The organism is Sabulicella rubraurantiaca (genome assembly GCF_017355885.1).
Taxonomy (GTDB): domain Bacteria; phylum Pseudomonadota; class Alphaproteobacteria; order Acetobacterales; family Acetobacteraceae; genus Roseococcus; species Roseococcus rubraurantiacus.
Window position 1 is genome coordinate 1 of record NZ_JAFEUU010000030.1, and the last position, 21,132, is coordinate 21,132.

13 protein-coding genes and 1 pseudogene are annotated in these 21,132 nt (G+C 65.4%); 9 read left to right on the top strand and 5 right to left on the bottom strand.

The annotated features are described in order from the left end of the window. Both JTJ31_RS23405 and JTJ31_RS23410 read right to left on the bottom strand, forming a co-directional pair. On the bottom strand, positions 1-1,284 hold a 1,284-nt coding region (locus tag JTJ31_RS23405), incomplete at its 3' end, for a right-handed parallel beta-helix repeat-containing protein (RefSeq protein WP_236020579.1). A 763-nt stretch (positions 1,285-2,047) separates the two neighbouring features. After that, complete coding sequence (locus JTJ31_RS23410) at positions 2,048-3,313, bottom strand: VanZ family protein (RefSeq protein WP_207541158.1); 1,266 nt, start codon at positions 3,311-3,313, stop codon at positions 2,048-2,050. Between the two features lie 574 nt (positions 3,314-3,887). On the opposite strand from JTJ31_RS23410, the gene JTJ31_RS23415 reads away from it, so the two are divergent. The 4 genes and pseudogenes from JTJ31_RS23415 (at position 3,888) to JTJ31_RS23430 (ending at position 7,595) form a co-directional block, all read left to right on the top strand. Beyond that, positions 3,888-5,894, top strand: coding sequence for a GAF domain-containing protein (locus tag JTJ31_RS23415; RefSeq protein ID WP_207541159.1), 2,007 nt, complete (start codon positions 3,888-3,890; stop codon positions 5,892-5,894). Between the two features lie 12 nt (positions 5,895-5,906). Next, positions 5,907-6,071, top strand: a pseudogene (locus JTJ31_RS25480) (PAS domain-containing protein); the annotation flags it as partial. Continuing rightward, positions 6,072-7,205, top strand: a complete 1,134-nt coding sequence (locus JTJ31_RS23425; protein ID WP_207541160.1) for a sensor histidine kinase — start codon at positions 6,072-6,074, stop codon at positions 7,203-7,205. A gap of 21 nt (positions 7,206-7,226) precedes the next feature. Next, complete coding sequence (locus tag JTJ31_RS23430; RefSeq protein WP_328805809.1) at positions 7,227-7,595, top strand: response regulator; 369 nt, start codon at positions 7,227-7,229, stop codon at positions 7,593-7,595. A 207-nt stretch (positions 7,596-7,802) separates the two neighbouring features. Here JTJ31_RS23430 and JTJ31_RS23435 read toward each other — a convergent pair whose 3' ends face one another. Both JTJ31_RS23435 and JTJ31_RS23440 read right to left on the bottom strand, forming a co-directional pair. Further along, a complete protein-coding gene (locus tag JTJ31_RS23435) occupies positions 7,803-10,283 on the bottom strand; it encodes a response regulator (RefSeq protein ID WP_207541161.1) in 2,481 nt (826 codons plus the stop codon). A gap of 18 nt (positions 10,284-10,301) precedes the next feature. Beyond that, entirely contained in the window at positions 10,302-16,067 is a 5,766-nt protein-coding gene (locus JTJ31_RS23440; protein WP_207541162.1) for a HAMP domain-containing protein, read from the bottom strand. A 30-nt stretch (positions 16,068-16,097) separates the two neighbouring features. On the opposite strand from JTJ31_RS23440, the gene JTJ31_RS23445 reads away from it, so the two are divergent. The 5 genes from JTJ31_RS23445 to JTJ31_RS23465 all read left to right on the top strand — a co-directional run bounded on the left by JTJ31_RS23445 (position 16,098) and on the right by JTJ31_RS23465 (position 19,091). After that, positions 16,098-16,592: a hypothetical protein gene (locus tag JTJ31_RS23445; protein WP_207541163.1), complete on the top strand. Its 495-nt coding sequence runs from the start codon at positions 16,098-16,100 to the stop codon at positions 16,590-16,592. A gap of 527 nt (positions 16,593-17,119) precedes the next feature. Then, a complete protein-coding gene (locus JTJ31_RS23450; protein ID WP_207541164.1) occupies positions 17,120-17,497 on the top strand; it encodes a hypothetical protein in 378 nt (125 codons plus the stop codon). A gap of 4 nt (positions 17,498-17,501) precedes the next feature. Continuing rightward, the gene (locus JTJ31_RS23455) at positions 17,502-17,771 is read left to right on the top strand and encodes a DUF5985 family protein (protein WP_207541165.1); all 270 of its coding nucleotides are present in this window, start codon (positions 17,502-17,504) and stop codon (positions 17,769-17,771) included. 10 nt (positions 17,772-17,781) lie between these two features. Next, positions 17,782-18,048 carry a DUF5985 family protein gene (locus tag JTJ31_RS23460; RefSeq protein WP_207541166.1) on the top strand — a complete coding sequence of 89 codons (267 nt, stop codon included), beginning with the start codon at positions 17,782-17,784 and terminating at the stop codon, positions 18,046-18,048. Between the two features lie 563 nt (positions 18,049-18,611). After that, a complete protein-coding gene (locus tag JTJ31_RS23465; RefSeq protein ID WP_207541167.1) occupies positions 18,612-19,091 on the top strand; it encodes a GlcG/HbpS family heme-binding protein in 480 nt (159 codons plus the stop codon). Between the two features lie 303 nt (positions 19,092-19,394). On the opposite strand, the gene JTJ31_RS23470 is transcribed toward JTJ31_RS23465, so the two are convergent. Next, positions 19,395-21,132: phosphatase PAP2 family protein (locus JTJ31_RS23470; RefSeq protein ID WP_207541168.1), on the bottom strand; the 1,738-nt coding region annotated here is incomplete at its 5' end.

Here is a 21,132-nt window from a genome sequence, read left to right on the forward strand (position 1 = left end):
GCCGAGATCGATCACGGCATTGGTCGTGGCCGCGCCCAGGGTGACCGTGTCGGCGGCGCTGCCGCCCGTGATCACCTCGGTGTTGAGCACAGTCACCGTGTTCGGCCCCGCAGAGGACAGGGTGAGCGCGTCCCGGCCCGAGCCCATGTCCACCGTGATCCCGTTCGCCACACCCGACAGCGTGAACGTGTCGTCGCGCGACGTGCCCGTGACGTTGGAGGGGTCCACCGGGCTCGGCGCAGGCTCCGGGGCGGGCGCTGGCGCTGGCTCAGGGGCCGGGGCGGGCTCGGGAGTTGGCGCAGGAGCCGGAGTGGGAGTGGGCGCCGGATCCGGATCCGGAATGGGAGCGGGAGCCGGTGTGGAGTTTGGAGACCAGGGCGAGGATGCGTCGAAGGCCGGCTTGGTGCTCAGCACCTTCGTCCCCGACACGGCGGCCAAGCCCTTGGAATACTGGTTCGGCGAAAGCCCGAAGACGCTGTTGTCCTTCACCGTGGCGGTGACGGAGGTCGTATTCCACAGGAGCCTCGAGGACGAGGAGCCAAGGAGGTTAGAGACCGTGTTGTCGCTGATCTCAAGGCTGTTGCTCGCATGGAGGTTCTTCTCCACGCCGAAGGACACGATTACCGGATTGCCGGTGTGTGCGCCCTGCTCGATCACGTTGTTCTGGATTTTCGCGCGGCCACCATTGGGCAGGTCGATGCTGTAGGAGCCATTGCCCTGGCCCTCAGCGATGCGTGAATTGGTGATGGTGGTCTCGAGCGCACGGCTCTTGATCTGGTGCCCCACCTTAGCGTCGTGGAAGTAGCTGTTGTCGATCGTCAACGAGCCGATCTTGCCGACGTAGAGATTGTGGGTGCGCCCGTCGCCCGTGCCGTTATGGCTGAACTCCGAGTTGCGGATGGTGATGCTGCCCGCGGCATTCGAGGCGGAGAGGAGGCCCTCCTGGTTGTGGTGGAAGTAGCTGTTGTTGATGGTCAGGTGGCCCGCCTGGTAGCGGATGCCGGCCCCGTTCCCGTCCGGCACCTTGGTGCCCGTGAACTCCAGGCCGTCGATCGTGACGTCGGTGTTGGTGACCAGGATGGCCTTGCGGTTTGGCGGCGCCACCGTGGCCACCATCTTCACCATGCCGCCCACGCCCTCGAGGGTGATCTTCGTGTTGATGGTGGCGAAGTCGTTCTTGTAGGTGCCGGCATCGATCGAGATGACGTCCCCGTCCCGTGACGCAGCGATTGCGCCAGAAATCGTCGAGAACTGCTTGCCCTGCCCAACAGTCAAATTTGCCATTCTCGCGTCTCCACAATCTCAAGAAATGAGCAATGGCCTTTAAGCCAAGTTCGAAACCCATGGCAACCCATAGTATGCCTAGGCATGAATACCCAATTCTCGGTCAGTGCTGGGCGAGATGAGGGCGATGCCGATAGGATAGTTGGCGGATGATCGGGCATATTTGGTTGCGATATGACGCCAGCTTGACTGGTATCAGTTGAGGCCCTCGATCCTACTTCGCTAGGCATGCGTACTATGGTCGAGGGCTGACACTTCGGCGGGCCGCACTGCTTGTGTGTCACCGGAACTCGACGCCGCACATGCAGCTTTCCGCCGCCTTACGGCCTCAACACCCAAGTGGTGTTGGGAAGGAATGCGCAAGCGTTGTCATGAAAGAACCCTGGCCGAGGCTCGGACGGGGGCCGTGTCGCCGAGACGCTGGCTGGCGGCAGGCGGCACGCCCGATGGCTCTGGTCTCTCCCGAGACATGAGGATGCGCCTACCTCCCCGACTGCAAGCACGCGTGACAGAGACGGGGCGCAAGGCGCGGCAGAGAGTGCCCAGCGGGACCGACAGGCTACCGTCGCAGCCACATCTGGCGCTGAGCAGGATCAGCACCAGGGCGAGAGCCTGTCCTCTCGGCGTGGAGCCAAGATGCTTGCTGCCAGGGCGAACCAAGCCTCCACGGCTCCAGCGTTCTGGATGAAGAAAAAAGCGAGAAACTGCTTGATGCATGGAGGCGCGACAGTGGTTCGATCGCCACTCCGGCAGCGCGCCTGGGTCACCCTGAAGGGACTTCGCCTGCCCCAGCTGCCGCCTGCGGACGCCCAAAATTTCTTGGATCTGCAATGGGCTTCCCGCCGGACCATCCTCTGAGCAGCGCGAAGACAAGTGCCAAGCCACCCGCCAGCACGGCATCGGTGATCTCGGCCGAACGGCCGGGGATGCGGGTCTGAGCCAAGCTGGTCGCGAGAAGCAGCGCCATCTCGACGCCGGTCGCAAGCAGGAGGGGCATACCCTGCCGGACCAGCAGCCAAAGCAAGCTGCCATAGAGAAAGCTCTTCTCGAGCATCGACTGGAGCCCGCGTCCCCAGTGCCCGCGGAAGACGCTGCGAAATGGGACCCATCCGAACGGCGTCTCGGTCGCCGTAAAGTCAAAAGGCGCAAGGCGATCGGCCACGACGACAACGAGCAGGAGCGCCAGCAGCGTCGGTCGGTCCCAGCGCGACCCACGAGCCAGGGCCCAGCCGAGCAACGCCGCCCCAACACCGAGGAGTTCGGCCAGGGTAACGACCCTATCCACAAGGACGACCCCAGACAGGAGCGTGCCGACCAAGACGGTCGGGACAATCACGGGCGCACGAGAGCGGCCACTCGTGACCTCAATGAGATGGGCCGCAACAAGCCAGAGAACGGCGAGACGAAGGCTACGGAAGGGCTCGAATGTCGGCGTGAGAACGAGGGGTTTGAGGCTGCTCCAGTACTTATGCAGATCAATGGTCGCGACGTAGGGATACAAGCGGTACCCCAGCCAAGCCAACACAAGCAGCATGACGAACGGCTCTGCTTTGCGGCTCCGGTGGCCAAGAGCCGCCGAAAAGAGCCCGGCGCCTCCGGCTACCGCAGCCAAAGCACCCACGAAGCTTCCAGCAGTATTCAGATAGACATCCCACACACTGCTCGTCCTGCCTGGGATATACAGCTGCGCAAGCTCCACCGAGCACGACAGCATCGCGCCCAACAGGATCGTGAGCACGAGCGCCCACTTCCTCGCCAATTGAGCCGACAGGCAAGCTGCGGCGAAGAAGCCGAGCGGCACATAGAGAATCAAGTTAGCTAGGAGGTCGCCGCGCCCTCCCACCGGCCGGTTCCAGGCTTGAAGCAACAAAGCGAGGAAGTCGGTGTGCGGCGGGGGCGTGTAGAACCGGAACGGGTAGAGTGACCCATAGAGGATGAGCGCCGCAGCAACTGCTGCCAGTAGAGCTGCCTTGATAGGAGAAATAGCCGGGCGAAGCTCAGACGCATTCCGTGGGACTTCTTGGGCCAATTCGAGGAACCTTCTCGTTCGAGCGTCTCTTGCTTGCCTCGAGGCATGGTTAGCATGGCCTCGAGCGCTTTTCACCGAACAGGGCGGCGTAAGCTGCCGATGCGTGGGATCTCGCCCCAGCATGCCGTGGGTCAGGAAGGTGCACGGATGCGCTGCGAGCAGTGCCGCGAGAGGCTCCTCGAAGCGCAACGCGGTCACCACCCGGCCGAGCCACGAGCTATCCCGCGCGAAGGCGAGCCGGACCAAGTGCCGCTAGTGCCGGGCAACTCACCTGTGAAGACCGGAGGGCAAGGGCCGGTTTCCCCACACCCTGTGCCCAACCTTTCCATTCACCATTGAAAATTTGATAAGGCTTGAATCGGCACGGCCTTAAACGATTGAAACGGCGCTGATGACTAAGGATTGAGTCCCCTTCCCTTTTCTTGGGCCATCGCGCTGTGGAGTTTCCAAGGCCCGTTGGCGGCTGAGCCAGTCGAGCGCAGCGGCGAGACAAGGGATGCCGAGGGCGGCTCTCAATAACCATCACCCGTCCAAGTCGATGGCGACGATCACACGAATACGTTAGAGCCTTCCCATGCAACTTACACCCGGCAGTGACGCCCACGCGGAGGGCCTGTGGTCCCGCCAGCGCTGGCCCGCCGGGGTGACCGATCCCCAGCGCCTCGACGCCCTCGACAGCCACGGAATCCTCGACACCCCACCCGAACAGGGCTTCGACGACATTGTGCGGCTCGCCACCCGACTTTGCGCCGCCCCGGTCGCCCTGGTCAGCCTCGTCGATGCCGATCGGCAGTGGTTCAAGGCCCGCATCGGCTTCCCCCACTGCGAGACGGACCTCAACCGGTCGGTCTGCGCCCACGCCCTGTCCGAGCCCGACCTTCTCGTCATCCCCGACCTCACCACCGACCCGCGCACCGCCGGCAACCCTCTGGTGACCGACGACCCGCGCATTCGCTTCTATGCCGGGGCGCCCCTCCGCACCCCCGAGGGCCAAGTGCTGGGCAGCCTGTGCGTGATCGACACTGTCCCCCGCCCGGACGGCCTTTCGACCGAGCAGGCCGAGGACCTGCGGACCCTGGCCGACCAAGTCATGGCTCTGCTGGCGCTGCGCCGCGCGATCATGGCGCGCGACCAAGCCATAAACGAGCAGCGCGATAAGCTGCGACAGGCCCGGCGCCTCGACGTGGTCGCCCAGGCCTCCGTCGCCCTGGCCACCGCCATCGATCCGGCGGCGGTGCTTGAACCCATTCTCGCCGCCGGCGCCGAGAGCGTGGGTTTCGAGCAGTGCTTCATCTACGAACTCACTCCGGACGCCGACCACCTCCGCCTCGTCCGCTCCGTCGGCGTCGATGAGGCCACCAAGGCCATTCTGGACTGCTCTCATATCGATGAACCGCTTTGCGGCATCGTGGTCCAGACCCGCCGCCCGCTCATCCTCCGTGATGTCCAGTCCAGCACTGATCCGCGCTACGCCCTGGCCCGGCAGACTGGCATCAACGGTTTCGCCGGCTACCCCATCGTCAGCCGGGGGGACTTGGTCGGCGTCATATCTTTCGCCACGCGTGCCCCGGGCTTCGATGCGGATGCCCTGTCCTTCTTCGCCACCATGGCCGCCCTCGTCTCCGGTGTGCGCGAGCGCCTGGACGGCGAGGAGGCGGTGCGCGAGAGCGACACCCGCTCCCGCCTTGCCCAGGAGGCAGGGCGTGTCGGCATCTTCGAGGTCGATATCGCCTCAGGCCTCGCCAAAGTGTCCCCGGAACTGTGCCGAATCTACGGCTTGGCTCCAGCCAGGATCTACGCGGTCGAGAAGTTCACCTCCTTGGTGGTGCCGGAAGACCGCAACCTGCCCTCCTCCGAGCGCACCCGGCAGGACGGCTCTGCCGCGCCCGATGTCCGCTACCGTATCCGCCGGGCCAATGACGGGGCGATCCGCTGGGTCGAACGCAAGGCCAAGTTCGTCTGCCTTCACGACGGCACTCCGGCCCGCATGTTCGGCACGGTCCAGGACATCACCGATCAGCAGACCGTGCTGGAGGAGCTGACGCGCACCGAGGAGCAGCTTCGGCTCGCGGCCGAGGCCACCGGCCTCGGCATCTTCGATCTCGACCTGGTCACGGGGGTGCTCCGCTGGGATACCCGCGTACGAGAGCTGTTCGGCGTCGGCCCCAACGCTCCGGTGACCTACGACACCTTCCTGGAAGGCGTGCATCCCGAGGATCGGGCGGCGGCCGATGCCGCCGTGCAGGGGGCGCTTGATCCCACCGGCCCGGGAGTATTCGAAACGGAGTACCGGGTGAGGCCGGCGAACGGCGCCGCCGAGCTGTGGCTGGCGGCGCGCGGGCAGGCCGTGGTGCGCAACGACCGGACGGTGCGCTTCGTCGGCACTGTGCGCGACATCACCGCCAGCCGGCAGGCCGAGGACACGCTCCGCACAACCGAGGAGCGCCATCGCCTCGCGGTGCGAGCGACCAACGACGCGGTCTGGGACTGGGACCTCCTGGCCAACACCGTCCTGTGGAACGAGGCGCTGACGGAGGCCCACGGCCATAGCCTGGCGGCGGTGCAGCCGACCGGGGAGTAGTGGCTGGACCACATCCACCCCGAGGACCGCGAGCGGGTCAGCCACAGCATCCATGCCGTCATCGACGGCGCCGGCAACACCTGGATCGATCGCTATCGCTTCCAGCGGGCAGACGGCAGCTATGCCCAGATCATCGACCGCGGCTTCGTCATCCGCGAGGGCGGCAGGGCCGTCCGCATGATCGGTGCCATGCTCGACGTGACGGAGCAGACCGTTAGCGAGCGGCGCCAGGCGGCGCTCGTGACCCTGGCCGACCGGCTGCGCGAGGCGAGGACCAGCGCCGAGGTCATGGGGATCGCCGCCGAGATCCTCGGCACCACCCTGGACGCCTCGCGCGCCGGCTACTCGCGCATCGACGTGAAGGCCGACCTGTTCGAGGTCGAGCGGGACTGGACCGCGTCAGGCGTCGCCCCAATCGCCGGTCGCCACACGCTGAGCGCCTTCCATGCCACGGTCGGACAGCTCCGCGACGGGCATGCCCTGGCCACCTCCGACGTCGAATCCGCCGACTGGTTGGCCGGAGACGCCGATGGCTACCGGGTGATCGGCACCCGTGCCCAGGTCAAGGCGCCACTCTTCGACCGAGGCGAGCTGGTCGGGCTGCTCTACGTCCACCAGTCCGAGCCGCGTGACTGGACCGGGGCCGAGATCGCCTTCTGCCAAGCCGTCGCCGACCGAACCTACGCCGCCCTGGCCAAGCTGGAGGCCGAAGCTGAGCAGCGCGTGCTGAACGAGGAGCTGTCACACCGCCTCAAGAACACTTTCGCCATGGTGCTCTCCATCGCAGCCCAGAGCTTGCGCGGCGTTGCGGACCGGGCTGCGGTGAACGCCTTCGAGCAGCGCATCCACGCCCTCGCCTCGGCTCACGACGTGCTGCTGCGCCAGAACCGGATGGGCGCTCCGATCGCCGAGATCGTCCGTTCGGTGTTGGCAAGCGCGGGGCAGGAGGACCGCGTCGCGCCCTCCGGCCCCCATGTCGCCTTCGGCCCACGCGCCAGCCTGTCGCTGTCGCTGCTGCTGCATGAGCTGGCCACCAATGCCGCCAAGTATGGGGCGCTGTCGGTACCCACCGGGCGCGTCGCCGTGGAGTGGCGGCTGGAGGGACCGCTGGGGGAAGAGGATCTGGTGCTCGAGTGGAGGGAGAGCGGCGGGCCGCCGGCGATTGCGCCGGCCCGCCCTGGGCGCAAGGGTTTCGGATCGCGGTTGATCCAGATGGGTTTGACTGGAACCGGCGGGGTTGACCTCCGTTATGAGCAAACCGGGTTCAGCGCCACCATGCGCGCGCCCGTTGATCGTCTGCGCCACTCCTAGGAGTTTACGGTGGCTAGTTCCGTGCCTCGCGAGACCCGCCCGGTCGTTCTCGTGGTCGAGGATGAACCCATTCTACGCATGATGGCCGTCGATCTGGTGGAGGATGCCGGCTTCGAAGTGGTTGAGGCCGTGGACGCCGACGATGCCCTGCTCATCCTTGAGAAGCGGCTCGATATCCGCATCGTCTTCACGGATGTCGACATGCCGCGCGGCATTGATGGCATGAAGCTTGCGGCGTTGATCCGCGACCGCTGGCCACCGATCGAGATCATCATCACCTCGGGCAAGCTGATGCCGCGCCCTGAAGATATGCCGGCCCGGGGCGTCTTCTTTTCCAAGCCATACAAGCCGAACGAGGTCGTGGCCGAGCTGAGGCGCATGGTGGCGTAGTTCGGGCTTTAGGGTCCCTTGCCGCTTTATGCGTGCTGGCCTGGAACGCAGTGATCTACCCCGGCAGTGCCGCAGAGACAGCGGGGACGGTGGCCGCAGCCGACAGAGCGCGGCGGGAGCAAGATGGGGCCGTATAGCATGTGTGGCTACGCCGGTGGCTTCCGGGGTCACTCGGCGTTTGCCCCCCGGCACGCAGTTAAGCCCCCCTCAATGTGCCGAAGGCGCGGCCTCGCCGGCCGTCTCTCGCTCAACAAGGCGCAGGATTTGAGCGGCAAGATCGTCCTGGCGATAGGGCTTTGAGAGGCGCGGGAGGGCCATGCTTTCGCCCTCAGGCAGATCTGCATAGCCACTCGCCAGAAGGACTGGGAGGTCGCTCCACCTTCTCCGGATCGCCCGGGCCAGTTCGATGCCGGTCATTCCAGGCATCGCGTGGTCCGTGATGACCAGATCCACAATCGTGCCCGCCTCGAGGATCTCAAGCGCCTGCGATGCAGAGTTCGCCTCCAGCGCGGTGTGGCCCAGATCCTCGAGCATCGCCACCGTGCCGATGACGATCAGCGGATCATCATCCACGACGAGGACGCGATAGGCATGGCCGGCTCTCAGGATGGGTATGCTGCTCCTGGGCGCTTCGAAGGGTATGGAGTCAGCATCAGAGCTGGCATGAACCACAGGCAGCCAGAGCTCCACGGTCGTGCCGGAACCCAGTTCGCTCAAGATGCGCATCGCGCCGCCCGACTGAGCCGCAAGACCGTGGACCATCGACAGGCCGAGCCCCGTCCCCCTCCCGACCCCCTTGGTGGTGAAGAAGGGCTCAGAGGCACGCTGCAACGTCGCCTCATCCATGCCCGAACCCGTATCGGAGACAGAGATGCAGACATAGTCTCCGTGCCTGAGCCCGCCGGGGATCTCGGCTTCGTCCGACACGTGGCGTCCAGTAACAGTGAGCTTGCCGCCACCCGGCATGGCATCGCGCGCATTAACGGCGAGATTGAGAAGCGCCAACTCCAGCTGGTTTGGGTCAACCAGGACAAAGGGAAGGTCAGCAAGGCCGCTCGTTGAAAGATGAACCTGTGGCCCCAGCGAGCGGCTGAGCAGATCGTCCATCCCCTCCACGAGCCGCGCGAGCTGCACCATCTCCGGCTTCAGCTCCTGCCGTCTCGCGAAGGCCAGCATTCGCTTCGTCAGCGTCGCGCCACGCTCCGCCCCCTGCACCGCCCCATCCAGCAGGCGAAGCAGCCGCGGGTCATCAGGCAGCCACTTCCGGAGCAGGCTAAGATTGCCGAGCACGGCCATGAGCAGGTTATTGAAGTCGTGTGCGACTCCACCCGTCAGCTTGCCGAGGCTCTCCATCTTCTGCATTTCATGCAGCTGCGCGAGTGCCGCCTCTCGCTCCCGGGTTCGCTCCTCGACGCGCTGCTCGAGTTCCACGTTGGCGGCCGCGAGGATCTCCGCCGCCCGGCGGCGTTCGGTCACGTCCGTATCCGTGCCGATCATGCGCACCGCACGACCTCCGGCGTCTCGGATCACCTCGCCTTTGCCGGAGAGCCAACGGACGGCCCCATCACCTTGTATAATTCGAAACTCGGCCTGATAGGCTGCCTCACCCCGGAGCGCTGCCTGGATTGCGCTCCACACCCGCTCCTGGTCATCGGGATGCACGACACGGGCGAAGGTCGCGGCCGGCGCCTCCGCGACGCCCTGATTCAGGCCCCAGCTGCGATAGACGTCACCAATCCAGATGATCCGCTGCTGGGAGAGATCCCAGTCCCAGATGCCGATGCCGCTGGTTTCCTGCGCAATCCGCAGCCGCTCCTCGCTCTCCCGCAGCGCGGATTCTGTCCTGACGCGCTCCGTGATGTCGTACGTGACACCACTGACCCGTGACGCTTGACCGGCTCTGTCCATAGCCGGAGACGCGCCAATGACGCACCAGCGCTGCTCTCCATCCGGCCGGCAGATGCGGAACTCCGCGTCGTAGCCGCTGCCGCTTCGCGCCGCTTCGGCGGCGAGCCTGACCAACCGGTCGCGGTCGTCGGGATGCACCATCGCCAGCACGGCATCCTCGGTCGGCACGAAAACTCCGGGCTCGACGCCGAAGATGCGGTGTTGCCCCTCGTCCCAGATGTGCCGTCGGCCCCGGAGATCCCATTCCCAGGACCCCATCCTTCCGGCCGCGAGCGCCAGGCTGCGCCGCTGCTCGCTCTGCCGAAGCTGCGATGTCGATGCTTCCAGCTCCGCAGTCCGGTCCGCCACTCGACGCTCGAGCTCGCGGTTCAGGCGCTCCAGCTCCCGGCTCTTCCGAAACAGGTCCGCGAAGACTCGGACCTTCGCACGGAGCAGGTCTGGCACGACCGGGACCGGGACGTAGTCCACCGCCCCGGCCTCATAGCCGCGCAAGCGGTCGAGGTCGGTGATCTGGATGGCCGAGACGAAGATGATTGCCGTTTGCTCGAAGCGGGGGTGCCCGCGGATCATGGCCGCCAGTTCGAAGCCATCGAGGTCGGGCATGACCACGTCGATCAGGATGACCGCCACCTCGGTCCGCAGCAACTTCTCGAGCGCCTCCCGACCCGAGTTCGCCCGGATCAGGTTCTCGCCCAACTCGCCCAGGATGGCTTCATAGCTCAGCAGCTTCGCCGGCTGATCATCGACGAGGAGAATATTGACGGGCGCTTGAGCGATCACGGAAGTTGATTCCCTGGTCTAGCGGTGCAGCCACATCCGCAAGGCGGACAGCAGCTGCTCCGTGTTGACGGGCTTGGCGAGGTAGTCGGACGCCCCAGCTTCCAGGCACTTCTCGCGGTCGCCCTTCATGGCCTTCGCAGTGAGGGCAACGATCGGCAGCCGCCGGAAGCGCGGGTTGGAACGGATGACCTGCATGGTCTCGTAGCCGTCCATGCCAGGCATCATGATATCCATGAGGACGATCGCGACGCTGGGCACGGATTCGATGAGGGCGATCGCCTCGTTGCCAGTCGTGGCGGTCAGCACACGCATCCCACGCCGCTCCAGCACACTGCTAAGCGCAAAGATGTTGCGTGCATCATCATCCACCAGAAGCACGGTCTGACCAACGAGGTCTTCGTCGGAGCTATGCAAGCGCTCCAGCATTCGCTGCTTGGCGGGCGGCAGATCGGAAACGACGCGATGCAGGAAAAGTGCCGTTTCATCCAGAAGGCGCTCGGGTGACTCCACACCCTTCACCACGACGCTGCGTGCGACGCTGTGCAGGCGGGCATCCTCGTCGGGCGAGAGTTCACGCCCGGTGAAGACCACGACCGGAAGATCGCGCAGGCTCTTCTCCACGCCGATGCGCTCCAGCACCTCGAACCCGGACATGTCGGGCAGCTTGAGGTCGAGTACCATGCAGTCCGCGGGCTCCGTGAGCAAAGTCTCGATGGCGGCGGCGCCGGTGCCCACGACCGAGATGTCGACGTCGTCGTGGGCCAGCAGCTCCCTGATGCTGAGCTGCTCGGCAGGGTTATCCTCGACCACCAGCAGACGCTTCCGGCGGGGCTCGGCAAACGCCTTGATGCGGGCCAGGGCCGACGCCAGGCCCTCGGTGGTCGTGGGCTTCGTGACGAACGCGAAGGCTCCACGTGCGAGCCCGTGGCGCCAATCCTCCTCGAGCGTCACGATCTGCACGGGGATGTGCCGCGTCGCCGGATCCTGCTTGAGCTGGCTCAGCACGGTCCAGCCGAGCATGTCCGGAAGGAACACATCCAACGAGATCGCGGTCGGCCTGTACTCGCGTGCCAGCATCAAGGCGTCCGCCCCACGCATCGACACAAGGACCTTGAAGCCACTGTCGCGCGCCAGATCCGTCACGACACGTGCGTAGTGCGGGTCGTCCTCGACAATCAGGATCGTCGTATCGCCCGGCGCGATGATGGCCCGGTCGTCCTCGATGGCCTCGGTGGGACGTTCCGCCAGCAGGCGTACGGCGCGGCCGGCATGGAACTCTCCGGAATCCGCCTCGGCCGGCGCGACCGTCGGCAGTGCCGGCGTCCCGGAGAACTTGAGCGGCAGATAGAGGGTGAAGACGCTCCCCTCCCCCGGCGTGCTCCGGAGTTGGATCTCACCGCCAAGCAAGCTTGCCAATTCGCGGCTGATCGCAAGGCCGAGACCTGTGCCGCCATACTTTCGGCTGGTGCTCGCGTCGGCCTGCTGGAAGGCCTCGAAGATAATCTTCTGCTTCTCCGGCGGAATACCGATCCCGGTATCCTTCACCTCGAAGGCGACCACACCCGGCGAGTGACGCAGGACCGGATGCTCCGCGCTCCATCCGGCCGACGCCGCCGTGACGGAAAGGCGGACCTCGCCCGATCCGGTGAACTTGAAGGCGTTGGAGAGTAGGTTCTTGAGCACCTGCTGGAGCCGCTTGGAGTCGGTGACCAGGCTACGGCCCAGCTGCGGATCGAGGTGGATATCGAAGCCGAGGTTCCGGCTTTCCGCCTCGTGACGGAAGGGTCGTGCGACCACCTCAAGGAGGTTCGTGAAGTAGATCTCCTCCGCATCCACCGAGACGGTACCCGACTCGATCTTCGAAAGGTCGAGGATGTCGCTGATGAGGTTCAGCAGGTCGGTGCCTGCTCCGTGGATGGTCCGGGCGAACTCCACCTGGCGGTTCGAGAGGTTGCCATCGCCATTCTCGGCGAGCTGCTGCCCGAGGATCAGGATGCTGTTCAGCGGGGTCCGCAGCTCGTGCGACATATTGGCGAGGAACTCGGACTTGTACTTCGAGGTCAGCGCCAGCTCGGTTGCCTTCTCCTCAAGGGCGCGTCGGGCCTGCTCGATCTCCTGGTTCTTCCTCTCGACCTCGACGTTTCGCTCGGCGAGCTGCTGCGCCTTCTGCTCCAGCTGCTCATTGGTCTGCTGCAGCTCACGCTGCTGCGTCTGCAGTTCGCCCGCGAGCTGCTGCGACTGGGTCAGAAGCCCCTCGGTCTGCATGGTGGCCTCGATGCTGTTCAGCACGATGCCGATGCTGGCGGTCAGCTGCTCGAGGAAGGACATCTGGAGGTCGGTGAACGAGCCTAGTGAGGCCAACTCGATCACGGCCTTGACCTGGCCCTCGAACAGCACGGGAAGGACGATGATGCTCCGCGGCAGGGCTCGGAACAGGCCGGACCGGATGGGCACGGCGTCGTGAGGGACTTCGGTGATCACCATGCGGCGCGCATCAGCGGCACACTGCCCAACCAGACCTTCCCCGAGGCGTACGGTGCTGCGGTGGCCGGGGCCTTCGTCGTCTGCGTAGGCAGAGAGCAGTCGCAGGGTCGGCTGCGGATCTGCCTCGATCTGGTAGATGACGCCCTGCTGCGCGTTGACGAGCGGGGCGAGTTCGGAGAGCAGCATCCGCCCAACGGTGGCGAGATCCCGCTGCCCCTGCAGCATGCTGGTGAAGCGGGCGAGATTGGTCTTGAGCCAGTCCTGTTCGGTGTTCCTGTCGGTCGTCTGCCGCAGGTTCTCGATCATCGTGTTGATGTTGTCCTTCAGCTCCGCCACTTCGCCGCGGGCGTCGACCTGAATGGACCGGGTAAGGTCGCCCTTGGTCACGGCGGTCGCGACCTCGGCGATGGCGCGGACCTGCGTCGTCAGGTTCGCCGCAAGCAGGTTGACGTTGCCGGTCAGGTCCTTCCATGTGCCGGCGGCGCCAGGCACGTTAGCCTGCCCACCGAGGCGCCCCTCCACGCCGACCTCGCGCGCAACCGTGGTCACCTGATCCGCAAAAGTGGCCAGCGTGCCCGTCATGTTGTTGATCGTTTCCGCGAGCGCCGCGACTTCGCCCTTCGAATTCACGGTCAGCTTTTGCTTCAGGTCGCCGTCTGCCACAGCAGTCACGACCTTCACGATGCCGCGGACCTGCTCGGTCAGGTTGGACGCCATGAAGTTCACGGTGTCGGTCAAATCCTTCCAGGTCCCGGCCACGCCGGGAACCTGGGCCTGACCGCCCAGCTTGCCCTCGGTTCCGACCTCACGGGCGACACGCGTCACCTCGGAGGCGAAGCCATTGAGCTGATCCACCATCGTGTTGATGGTGTTCTTGAGCTGGAGGATCTCGCCCTTCACATCTACGGTGATCTTGCGGCTGAGGTCGCCTCGCGCGACCGCCGTCGTCACTTCGGCGATGTTGCGCACCTGTGTCGTGAGGTTGCCGGCCAGCAAGTTGACGTTGTCGGTGAGATCCTTCCAGGTGCCCGCGACGCCAGGGACGTTGGCCTGCCCACCCAGGCGCCCCTCGGTCCCGACTTCGCGCGCCACGCGCGTCACTTCACCGGCAAAGGAGCGCAGCTGCTCGACCATCGTATTGATGGTCTCCTTCAGCTGAAGGATCTCGCCGCGCACGTCCACCGTGATCTTCTTGGAAAGGTCGCCGCCGGCGATGGCGGTCGCAACCTCGGCGATGTTGCGCACCTGGCCCGTCAGGTTGGAGGCCATGAAGTTCACGTTGTCGGTCAGGTCTTTCCAGGTTCCCGCCACCCCTGGCACGACCGCCTGCCCACCCAGCTTGCCCTCGGTGCCGACTTCTCGCGCCACGCGCGTGACTTCACCCGCAAAGGCGTTCAGCTGGTCCACCATCGTATTGATGGTCTCCTTCAGCTGAAGGATTTCGCCCTTCACGTCGACCGTGATCTTGCGGCTGAGGTCACCGCGGGCCACGGCCGTCGTCACCTCGGCGATGTTGCGGACCTGGCCGGTCAGGTTGCCGGCCATCGAGTTCACGTTGTCGGTGAGATCCTTCCACGTGCCGGCCACGCCAGGGACGTTGGCCTGGCCACCAAGCCGCCCTTCCGTCCCCACCTCACGGGCCACGCGCGTGACCTCGGAGGCAAAGGCGTTCAGCTGGTCCACCATCGTGTTGAGCGTCTCCTTCAGTTCGAGGATCTCGCCCTTCACGTCCACGGTGATCTTGCGGCTGAGGTCGCCATTTGCGATGGCAGTGGCCACCTCGGCAATGTTGCGCACCTGGCCCGTTAGGTTCGAGGCCATGGAGTTCACGGACTCCGTCAGGTCCTTCCAGGTGCCGGCGACGCCAGGCACCTGCGCCTGACCACCCAGGCGCCCGTCCGTTCCCACCTCTCGCGCCACGCGCGTCACCTCGCCGGCGAAGGCGTTCAGCTGGTCCACCATCGTGTTGATGGTCTCCTTCAGCTGAAGGATCTCACCGCTGACGTCCACCGTGATCTTCTTGGAAAGGTCGCCACGGGCGACCGCGGTGGCCACCTCCGCGATGTTTCGGACCTGCCCCGTAAGGTTGGAGGCCATGGAGTTGACGCTGTCCGTCAGGTCTTTCCAGGTGCCGGCAACGCCCTTGACCTGGGCCTGGCCGCCTAGCTTGCCTTCCGTCCCCACCTCGCGCGCGACACGTGTGACCTCGGAGGCGAAGGCGTTGAGCTGATCGACCGTCGTATTGATGGTCTCCTTCAACTGAAGGATCTCACCGCGCACGTCGACCGTAATCTTCTTCGAAAGGTCGCCATTCGCGATGGCCGTCGAAACCTCGGCGATGTTGCGAACCTGCGCCGTGAGGTTCGAGGCCATGGAGTTGACGGATTCCGTCAGATCCTTCCATGTGCCGGCAACACCCAGAACGTTCGCCTGACCGCCGAGACGGCCATCGGTGCCGACTTCGCGCGCCACGCGCGTCACCTCGCCGGCGAAGGCGTTCAGCTGGTCCACCATCGTGTTGATGGTCTCCTTCAGCTGAAGAATTTCGCCGCTGACATTCACGGTGATCTTGCGGCTGAGGTCTCCGCCGGCGATCGCGGTGGCCACCTCGGCGATGTTTCGGACCTGGGCGGTCAGATTGCCCGCCATGGAGTTGACGCTGTCGGTGAGGTCCTTCCAGGTGCCGGCGACGCCAGGCACCTGCGCCTGACCACCCAGGCGCCCTTCGGTTCCGACCTCGCGGGCCACACGCGTCACCTCGGAGGCGAAGCCATTGAGCTGATCCACCATCGTGTTGATGGTGTCCTTGAGTTCCAGGATCTCGCCGCGCACGTCGACCGTGATCTTGCGGCTGAGATCGCCACGGGCCACGGCCGTGGTCACCTGTGCGATGTTGCGGACCTGTGCGGTCAGATTGCCGCACATGGCGTTCACGGAGTCGGTGAGGTCTTTCCAGGTTCCGGCCACGCCGGGCACCAAGGCCTGACCGCCCAGCTTGCCCTCCGTGCCGACCTCGCGTGCCACGCGCGTCACCTCGGAGGCGAAGGACCGCAACTGGTCCACCATCGTATTGATGGCTTCCTTCAGCTGAAGGATCTCACCGCGCACATCGACCGTGATTTTCTTCGAGAGGTCGCCATTCGCCACGGCGATCGTCACCTCGGCAATGTTGCGGACCTGTGCCGTCAAATTGGAGGCCATGGAGTTCACCGACTCCGTCAGGTCCTTCCAGACGCCAGTGACCTCACGAACCTGAGCCTGCCCGCCAAGCTTGCCGTCTGTGCCCACCTCACGCGCCACGCGCGTCACCTCGGAGGTGAAGACACTCAATTGCTGGATCATCGTGTTCACGATGGAGGCGGAGCGCAGGAACTCGCCCTGGAGCGGCCGGCCATTCACCTCGAGCTGCACCGTCTGCAGAAGGTCGCCTTTCGCGACCGCCGTGACCGCGCGCGTAACCGCCTCAGTCGGCCACAGAAGATCATCGATCAGGCTGTTGATGGACCCTTCCATCTCGCCCCAGGCGCCATCGGAGGTGGCGAAGCGCACACGCTTTCCGGTCCGCCCCTGCCGGCCGACGACCTCCCCGACCTCCTCGAGCTGCTGCGCCATTCTCTGGTTGGCGGCGACAATCTCGTTGAAGATGTCGGCGACCTTGCCGGCGAGACCCACATGCCCTCCGGGAAGACGGGCCGTGAAGTCGCCGGCCCGCACCGCTTGCAGGGCGACCAGAAGATCATTCAAGTGCAGCGTGTCCACGGCCTGGGCAGCGGCCTCGAGGATGTCAGACCCTTCCTCCGCAAGGGAGTTAGCGCTCGCGCTTGAATGCATGGCCAGGCTCCTGGACAAATGATCCGCTCGAAGATTTTGTGGTGGGGCAGTCAACGAGGCTTGGGCAGCTTCAGAGGAGTACGTCTACGCTAGCTGGAGTCCCCTCTCCGCGCCCACAGGTGCGTTCCCATGGATGAGGATGCAAGCCGCGCGACGTCCCTACCCGCAATCCACCCCTACCAAGGTTGGCATACCACATCGTCTAGATGAATGGGACCCTCAAGAGGGTCGTTATGCCGCCGGTACACAAGTTTCAGCCCAGGAACAATGGATGCCTTCCAAGGCAGCTGAAACAGCCCCGAAATACTCGACCCCTGTCCGAGTTGTTGTGAGGAAATCCACTTTTTTCGACAAGACCGTCCCTGGATTGACGCAGCCCTCGAACCGCCTCTAGCTTCGCGACCGCTGGAGCTGAATGTGACCGACAGGGGACGAGGGAAGCTTGCTCTTTATCGCCGGGCCTGCTTCTGGCCCCGTCCGTAGAGCCTGCAAGGGCGACGAGAACCCAGGGAATCGGAACTGTGTCGGATACACCGATTCCTGACGACGTCGTGTCGCTCATCCGGTCGTCCATCACCTCCGTATGGTCGCTTGAGGTGCTGCTCTTCCTTAAGGCACGCGAAGATTCCTGGTGGTCCGTTGGGCAGTTGGTCCGAGAGCTTCGCGGGAGCCACCTCCTCGTGGCCGACGTGGTTTCGTCAATGCATCGTTCGGGGCTGCTGGATCATTCCCGCGGGACTTACCGGTACCGTGGTGGGAGCAATGACCTCCGTCGCGTCGTCGACGAGCTGGAGCGGCTGAGCGCCGAGCGACCCCTGGCTATCCGAAACACGATCCTCGCCGCCCCGCACGACAAGGTCCAGGTTTTCGCGGACGCATTCCGGATCAAGAAGGAGTGACGACATGATCGGCTTCCCGGCCCTGGTTTACCTGCTCTGCGCCGCGACAAGCGTTGTGTGTCTTCTTCTGCTCACACGCAGCTATTTGGCCACGCGAAACCGCCTCCTCCTCTGGAGTGCCGTCGCTTTCGTTGGCTTCGCACTCAACAATCTGATGGTCTTCGTGGATCTCATCCTCCTGCCCGTCACGATCGATCTGCTGCCCCTCCGGAATCTGGCCTCGCTTGCCGCCCTGGTGGTCCTCCTCTACGGGTTCATCTGGGAGACAAGCTGAAAGGCGTGCCATGATCGACTTTACGGCTGGTCTCATCACAGCGGGCTACTTCATCGCGGGGCTGTTCTTTCTGCGCTTCTGGCGCCGCACCCGCGACTCACTCTTTGTCGCCTTCTGGCTTGCTTTCTGGCTGTTCGCTCTTAACCAGGCTCTCGTTCCGCTTTCAGGCCTGCCGCGGGAGGAGGCGAGTTGGCTCTACCTCCTTCGGCTTGCCGGGTTTGGCCTGATCATTGGAGCGATCCTGCTCAAGAACGCCACGCCGTCGCACAGACGGTGATCACGGGCGCCGTGTGAGTGCCCTGCCTTCGGGATGCAAACCAAGTACGGTGATCCAGCCGAAGGCGCCGTTCAGGCGCCCCATCTTTGGCTCGACAGCCTTCACCTGAATCCCACCCAAGGCGGACCTTTGGATGCTGAGCCGAGTTGAGGCCGGCACCAAAGGGGAGCGTCAGCGTGGTGGTGGACTGCTCGCCGGAAGAGAGCCGGCGCGGCGTACGGAGCGCCATCCAGGCCGATTGACTGCATGGGAAGAGGCCTCCGCCGGCAGCCTTCGTCTTCATCGGTGAGGCCTATGGGGCAGAGCCTCTTCCGGTCGCGGCCCGAAATACGCAGTGCGGCGCCCCCATGGACCTGTACCAGAAGGACCAGATGCCATGGAGGACCGAATTCGAAGGTCATGCTTTCGAATATCTATGGCATGCTCTCCCGACCGTCATCGACCAGGCCAGACTGCGTGAAGACAGTATCCTGTCCGGCATGGTGAGCCGCATCTTTGGAGGTGAGCAGACAGGCGACTAGCCCGCAAACTTGATTGCCCAGCATCCGTTGAGGAGACCCACCATGCTGACCCGCATCGTCCTTGCCGCCGCCCTGCCCGCGCTTGCCGCTCATGCCCAGGTTCTGCAAGAGCGCAACATATCGCTCGCCGCCGCCCAGGTGATTGCACAGGCCGCCGTGGAGGCCTGTGCGGCGCGGAACTTCAGCGTCACCGCGACAGTGGTAGACCGCGCCGGCGTGGTGCGGGCCATGCTGCGCGCCGACCGTGCCGGGCCGCACACGGTCGAGGCCGCCCGACGGAAGGCCTTTACCTCGGCCTCCGCCCGGCTGCCCACGGGGCAGATGGCGCAGAACGCGGCTGACAACCCGGGCGCGCGCAACCTCGTCCATATCGACGGCTTCCTTCTGCTCGGTGGCGGAGCGCCTGTCCGCGTTGGCGACGAGGTCATTGGCGCGGTCGGAGTCGGCGGTGCGCCGAGCGGACAAGTGGATGAGGAATGCGCCAACGCAGGGATCGAGCGCGCCCGCGACCGCCTCGGGTGATTTCGGAGTGACTAACAGGCTGGGCGAAATGAGCGCCGGCGGCACGTCGCGGGCGCTACGCTGCTTTGCGTCGAGCTTGTAGGACAGAAGAAGCGAGCGATGCGTGGCCTACCCACCACGGAAGCCAAGTCCCGAGGGACTGAAGGCCAGCTTGGGTTGCCTACGTCCACTTGCGCTTCCGGCGGCACCGCGCTCCCATCTTGAGATCAGCGCGTGCCTGATCAAGATCGCTTCTGAAAGAGGTGGCATCGAAACGCTCCAGCGCCGGGGCGATAACACTTCGCCCCGGCGCCAGAGCGGTGCTCAAAGCGTCACGCGGGTGCCGTCGAACCGCGTGAGGGAGAAGCCGTCGAAGGGCTCGCGGAGCGTCATCCGCTCGTCGCGCAGAAGGGCGAGCACGACCTCCTCGCCGATCGCCATCGATGCCGCGGCGTCGGACCACCAGTGGATGCCAGTCCAATTCCGACCCATCGCGAAGTTCATGGCAAGCTTGTTCAGCTCGCCACCGACCGTCAGCGGCGGCCCGCTGTAAGGCACCAGCCGCCTCGGATCGCCAGGATCGGGCTGCACCGGGTTTGCAATGGTGCGGCTCTCGTCGAAAAAGGCTTTCAGCACCGTCACCGCCGCCCCCGCGACGCTCGCACCACCACCAGGATAGGCGGAGAAGACCGGCGAGCCATCGGGGAAGGTCTGCGACAGCAAGTAGGTGCCTTGCTTGGCTCGGGTGCGGTCGAGCGCCTCCGAACGCAGGAAGTCGTCGTGCAACGGATAGTCGGAGACGCCGTTCGCCAGGCGCTGGTGGGCAAGGCCACCGTAAGCCTCGGGCCGCAGCGTGCGGTGGAGGTACCACTTCTGCCAATACGCCGCGCGCGGGGCGCAGCTGATCGCCTGCGCGAGCATCGCCTGCAGGTGCGCGGGGCCGAAGCTGGCTCCGCCTGGGCTCTGGGCCCGCAGGCGGCGGTAGGGATTCGCAGGGCTAAGCGGCGGTTGCGCCGCCGGGAACATGCCGCCGTAGCGCGCATCCGCCTCGGCCGAGGGTGTGCCCAGCAACAGGCCCAGGACAACTGGTGAGGTCAGGCCCTGACGCACCAGCTCGGCCAGGTCGCGGCCGTTCGCGATATAGCGCAGCGTCGGCTCGAACCGCGGTCGGCCGCTCACGGGCTGCCCATTCTGCGCCCTCAGCCACTGCTCATGCTCAATCAGGAACTCGCTATCCGGCGTCGATGGGCGGATCTGCGCGCTGATCCACTGCGCGCCGAACGGCACGTCACGAAGCAAGAACTGCGACACCACGGGCCCGTCCAGCACCCCGGGCGGGGTAACGGCGCGCCCCTTTGGGTCGGCCGGGTCGAAGTAGAGGACGCTGCCGCGGAACAATGTGCCGGGGGTGACGCGCCCGTCTGCCTTGGCGCCCCGGAAGCCGGACAGGCGACTAAGCTCAGCGGCCGCGGCCAGCACGCCGGGGTGGCTGGTCCCATCATGATACTCGCTGAATGGCACGTCGCGCAGCAGCGCTTGCCAGTAGACCTCCGCCGCCTCCGCGGCGCGTTCCGCGCTGGCCAGCGCTGGCGCTGCTGGGATCGCGATCTGCGTCGGCGTCACGCCTGCCAGGCTGACCGTGAGGGGGCCGACCGGGTTGCCCAGCCGACGCGTGCCGCCAAGCGGAATCTTCTCGAAATCGGCTGGATCGCCCGACTGACAGGCGTCGTACATGGCCCTCCAGGCCGCTTGGTCCACCTCGCCTCGGTCGTTGTGCGGGAGGGCTCGCGTGTCCGTCCCGATACGGGTCGGGTAGCGCGTCTCGTCATCATTCGTGGGATGTGGCGCGATCCGCACCTCGCTCGCTTCGCGCGCGCAATTCTGCCGAACTTCGAAGGCCCGGTGGACCATCGCGCTGTCCATGGGCCGCACCGGTGGCTCGACCGCTGCGGGCTGCGCCGCCGCGGACGCGACCGGGTTGGTGCTCGGCACCGTCAGCGCGGTGCCGAGCGCGACGCCCGCCCCACCGAGCAGCCCTCGGCGGCGCAGGGTTGGTTTGGAG

What these genes read in the sequence shown, in the direction of transcription:
- JTJ31_RS23415 (WP_207541159.1), top strand. Translation starts at nt 3,888, where the DNA reads ATGCAACTTACACCCGGCAGTGACGCCCACGCGGAGGGCCTGTGGTCC.
- JTJ31_RS23425 (WP_207541160.1), top strand. Translation starts at nt 6,072, where the DNA reads ATGATCGGTGCCATGCTCGACGTGACGGAGCAGACCGTTAGCGAGCGG.
- JTJ31_RS23455 (WP_207541165.1), top strand. Translation starts at nt 17,502, where the DNA reads ATGATCGGCTTCCCGGCCCTGGTTTACCTGCTCTGCGCCGCGACAAGC.
- JTJ31_RS23460 (WP_207541166.1), top strand. Translation starts at nt 17,782, where the DNA reads ATGATCGACTTTACGGCTGGTCTCATCACAGCGGGCTACTTCATCGCG.
- JTJ31_RS23465 (WP_207541167.1), top strand. Translation starts at nt 18,612, where the DNA reads ATGCTGACCCGCATCGTCCTTGCCGCCGCCCTGCCCGCGCTTGCCGCT.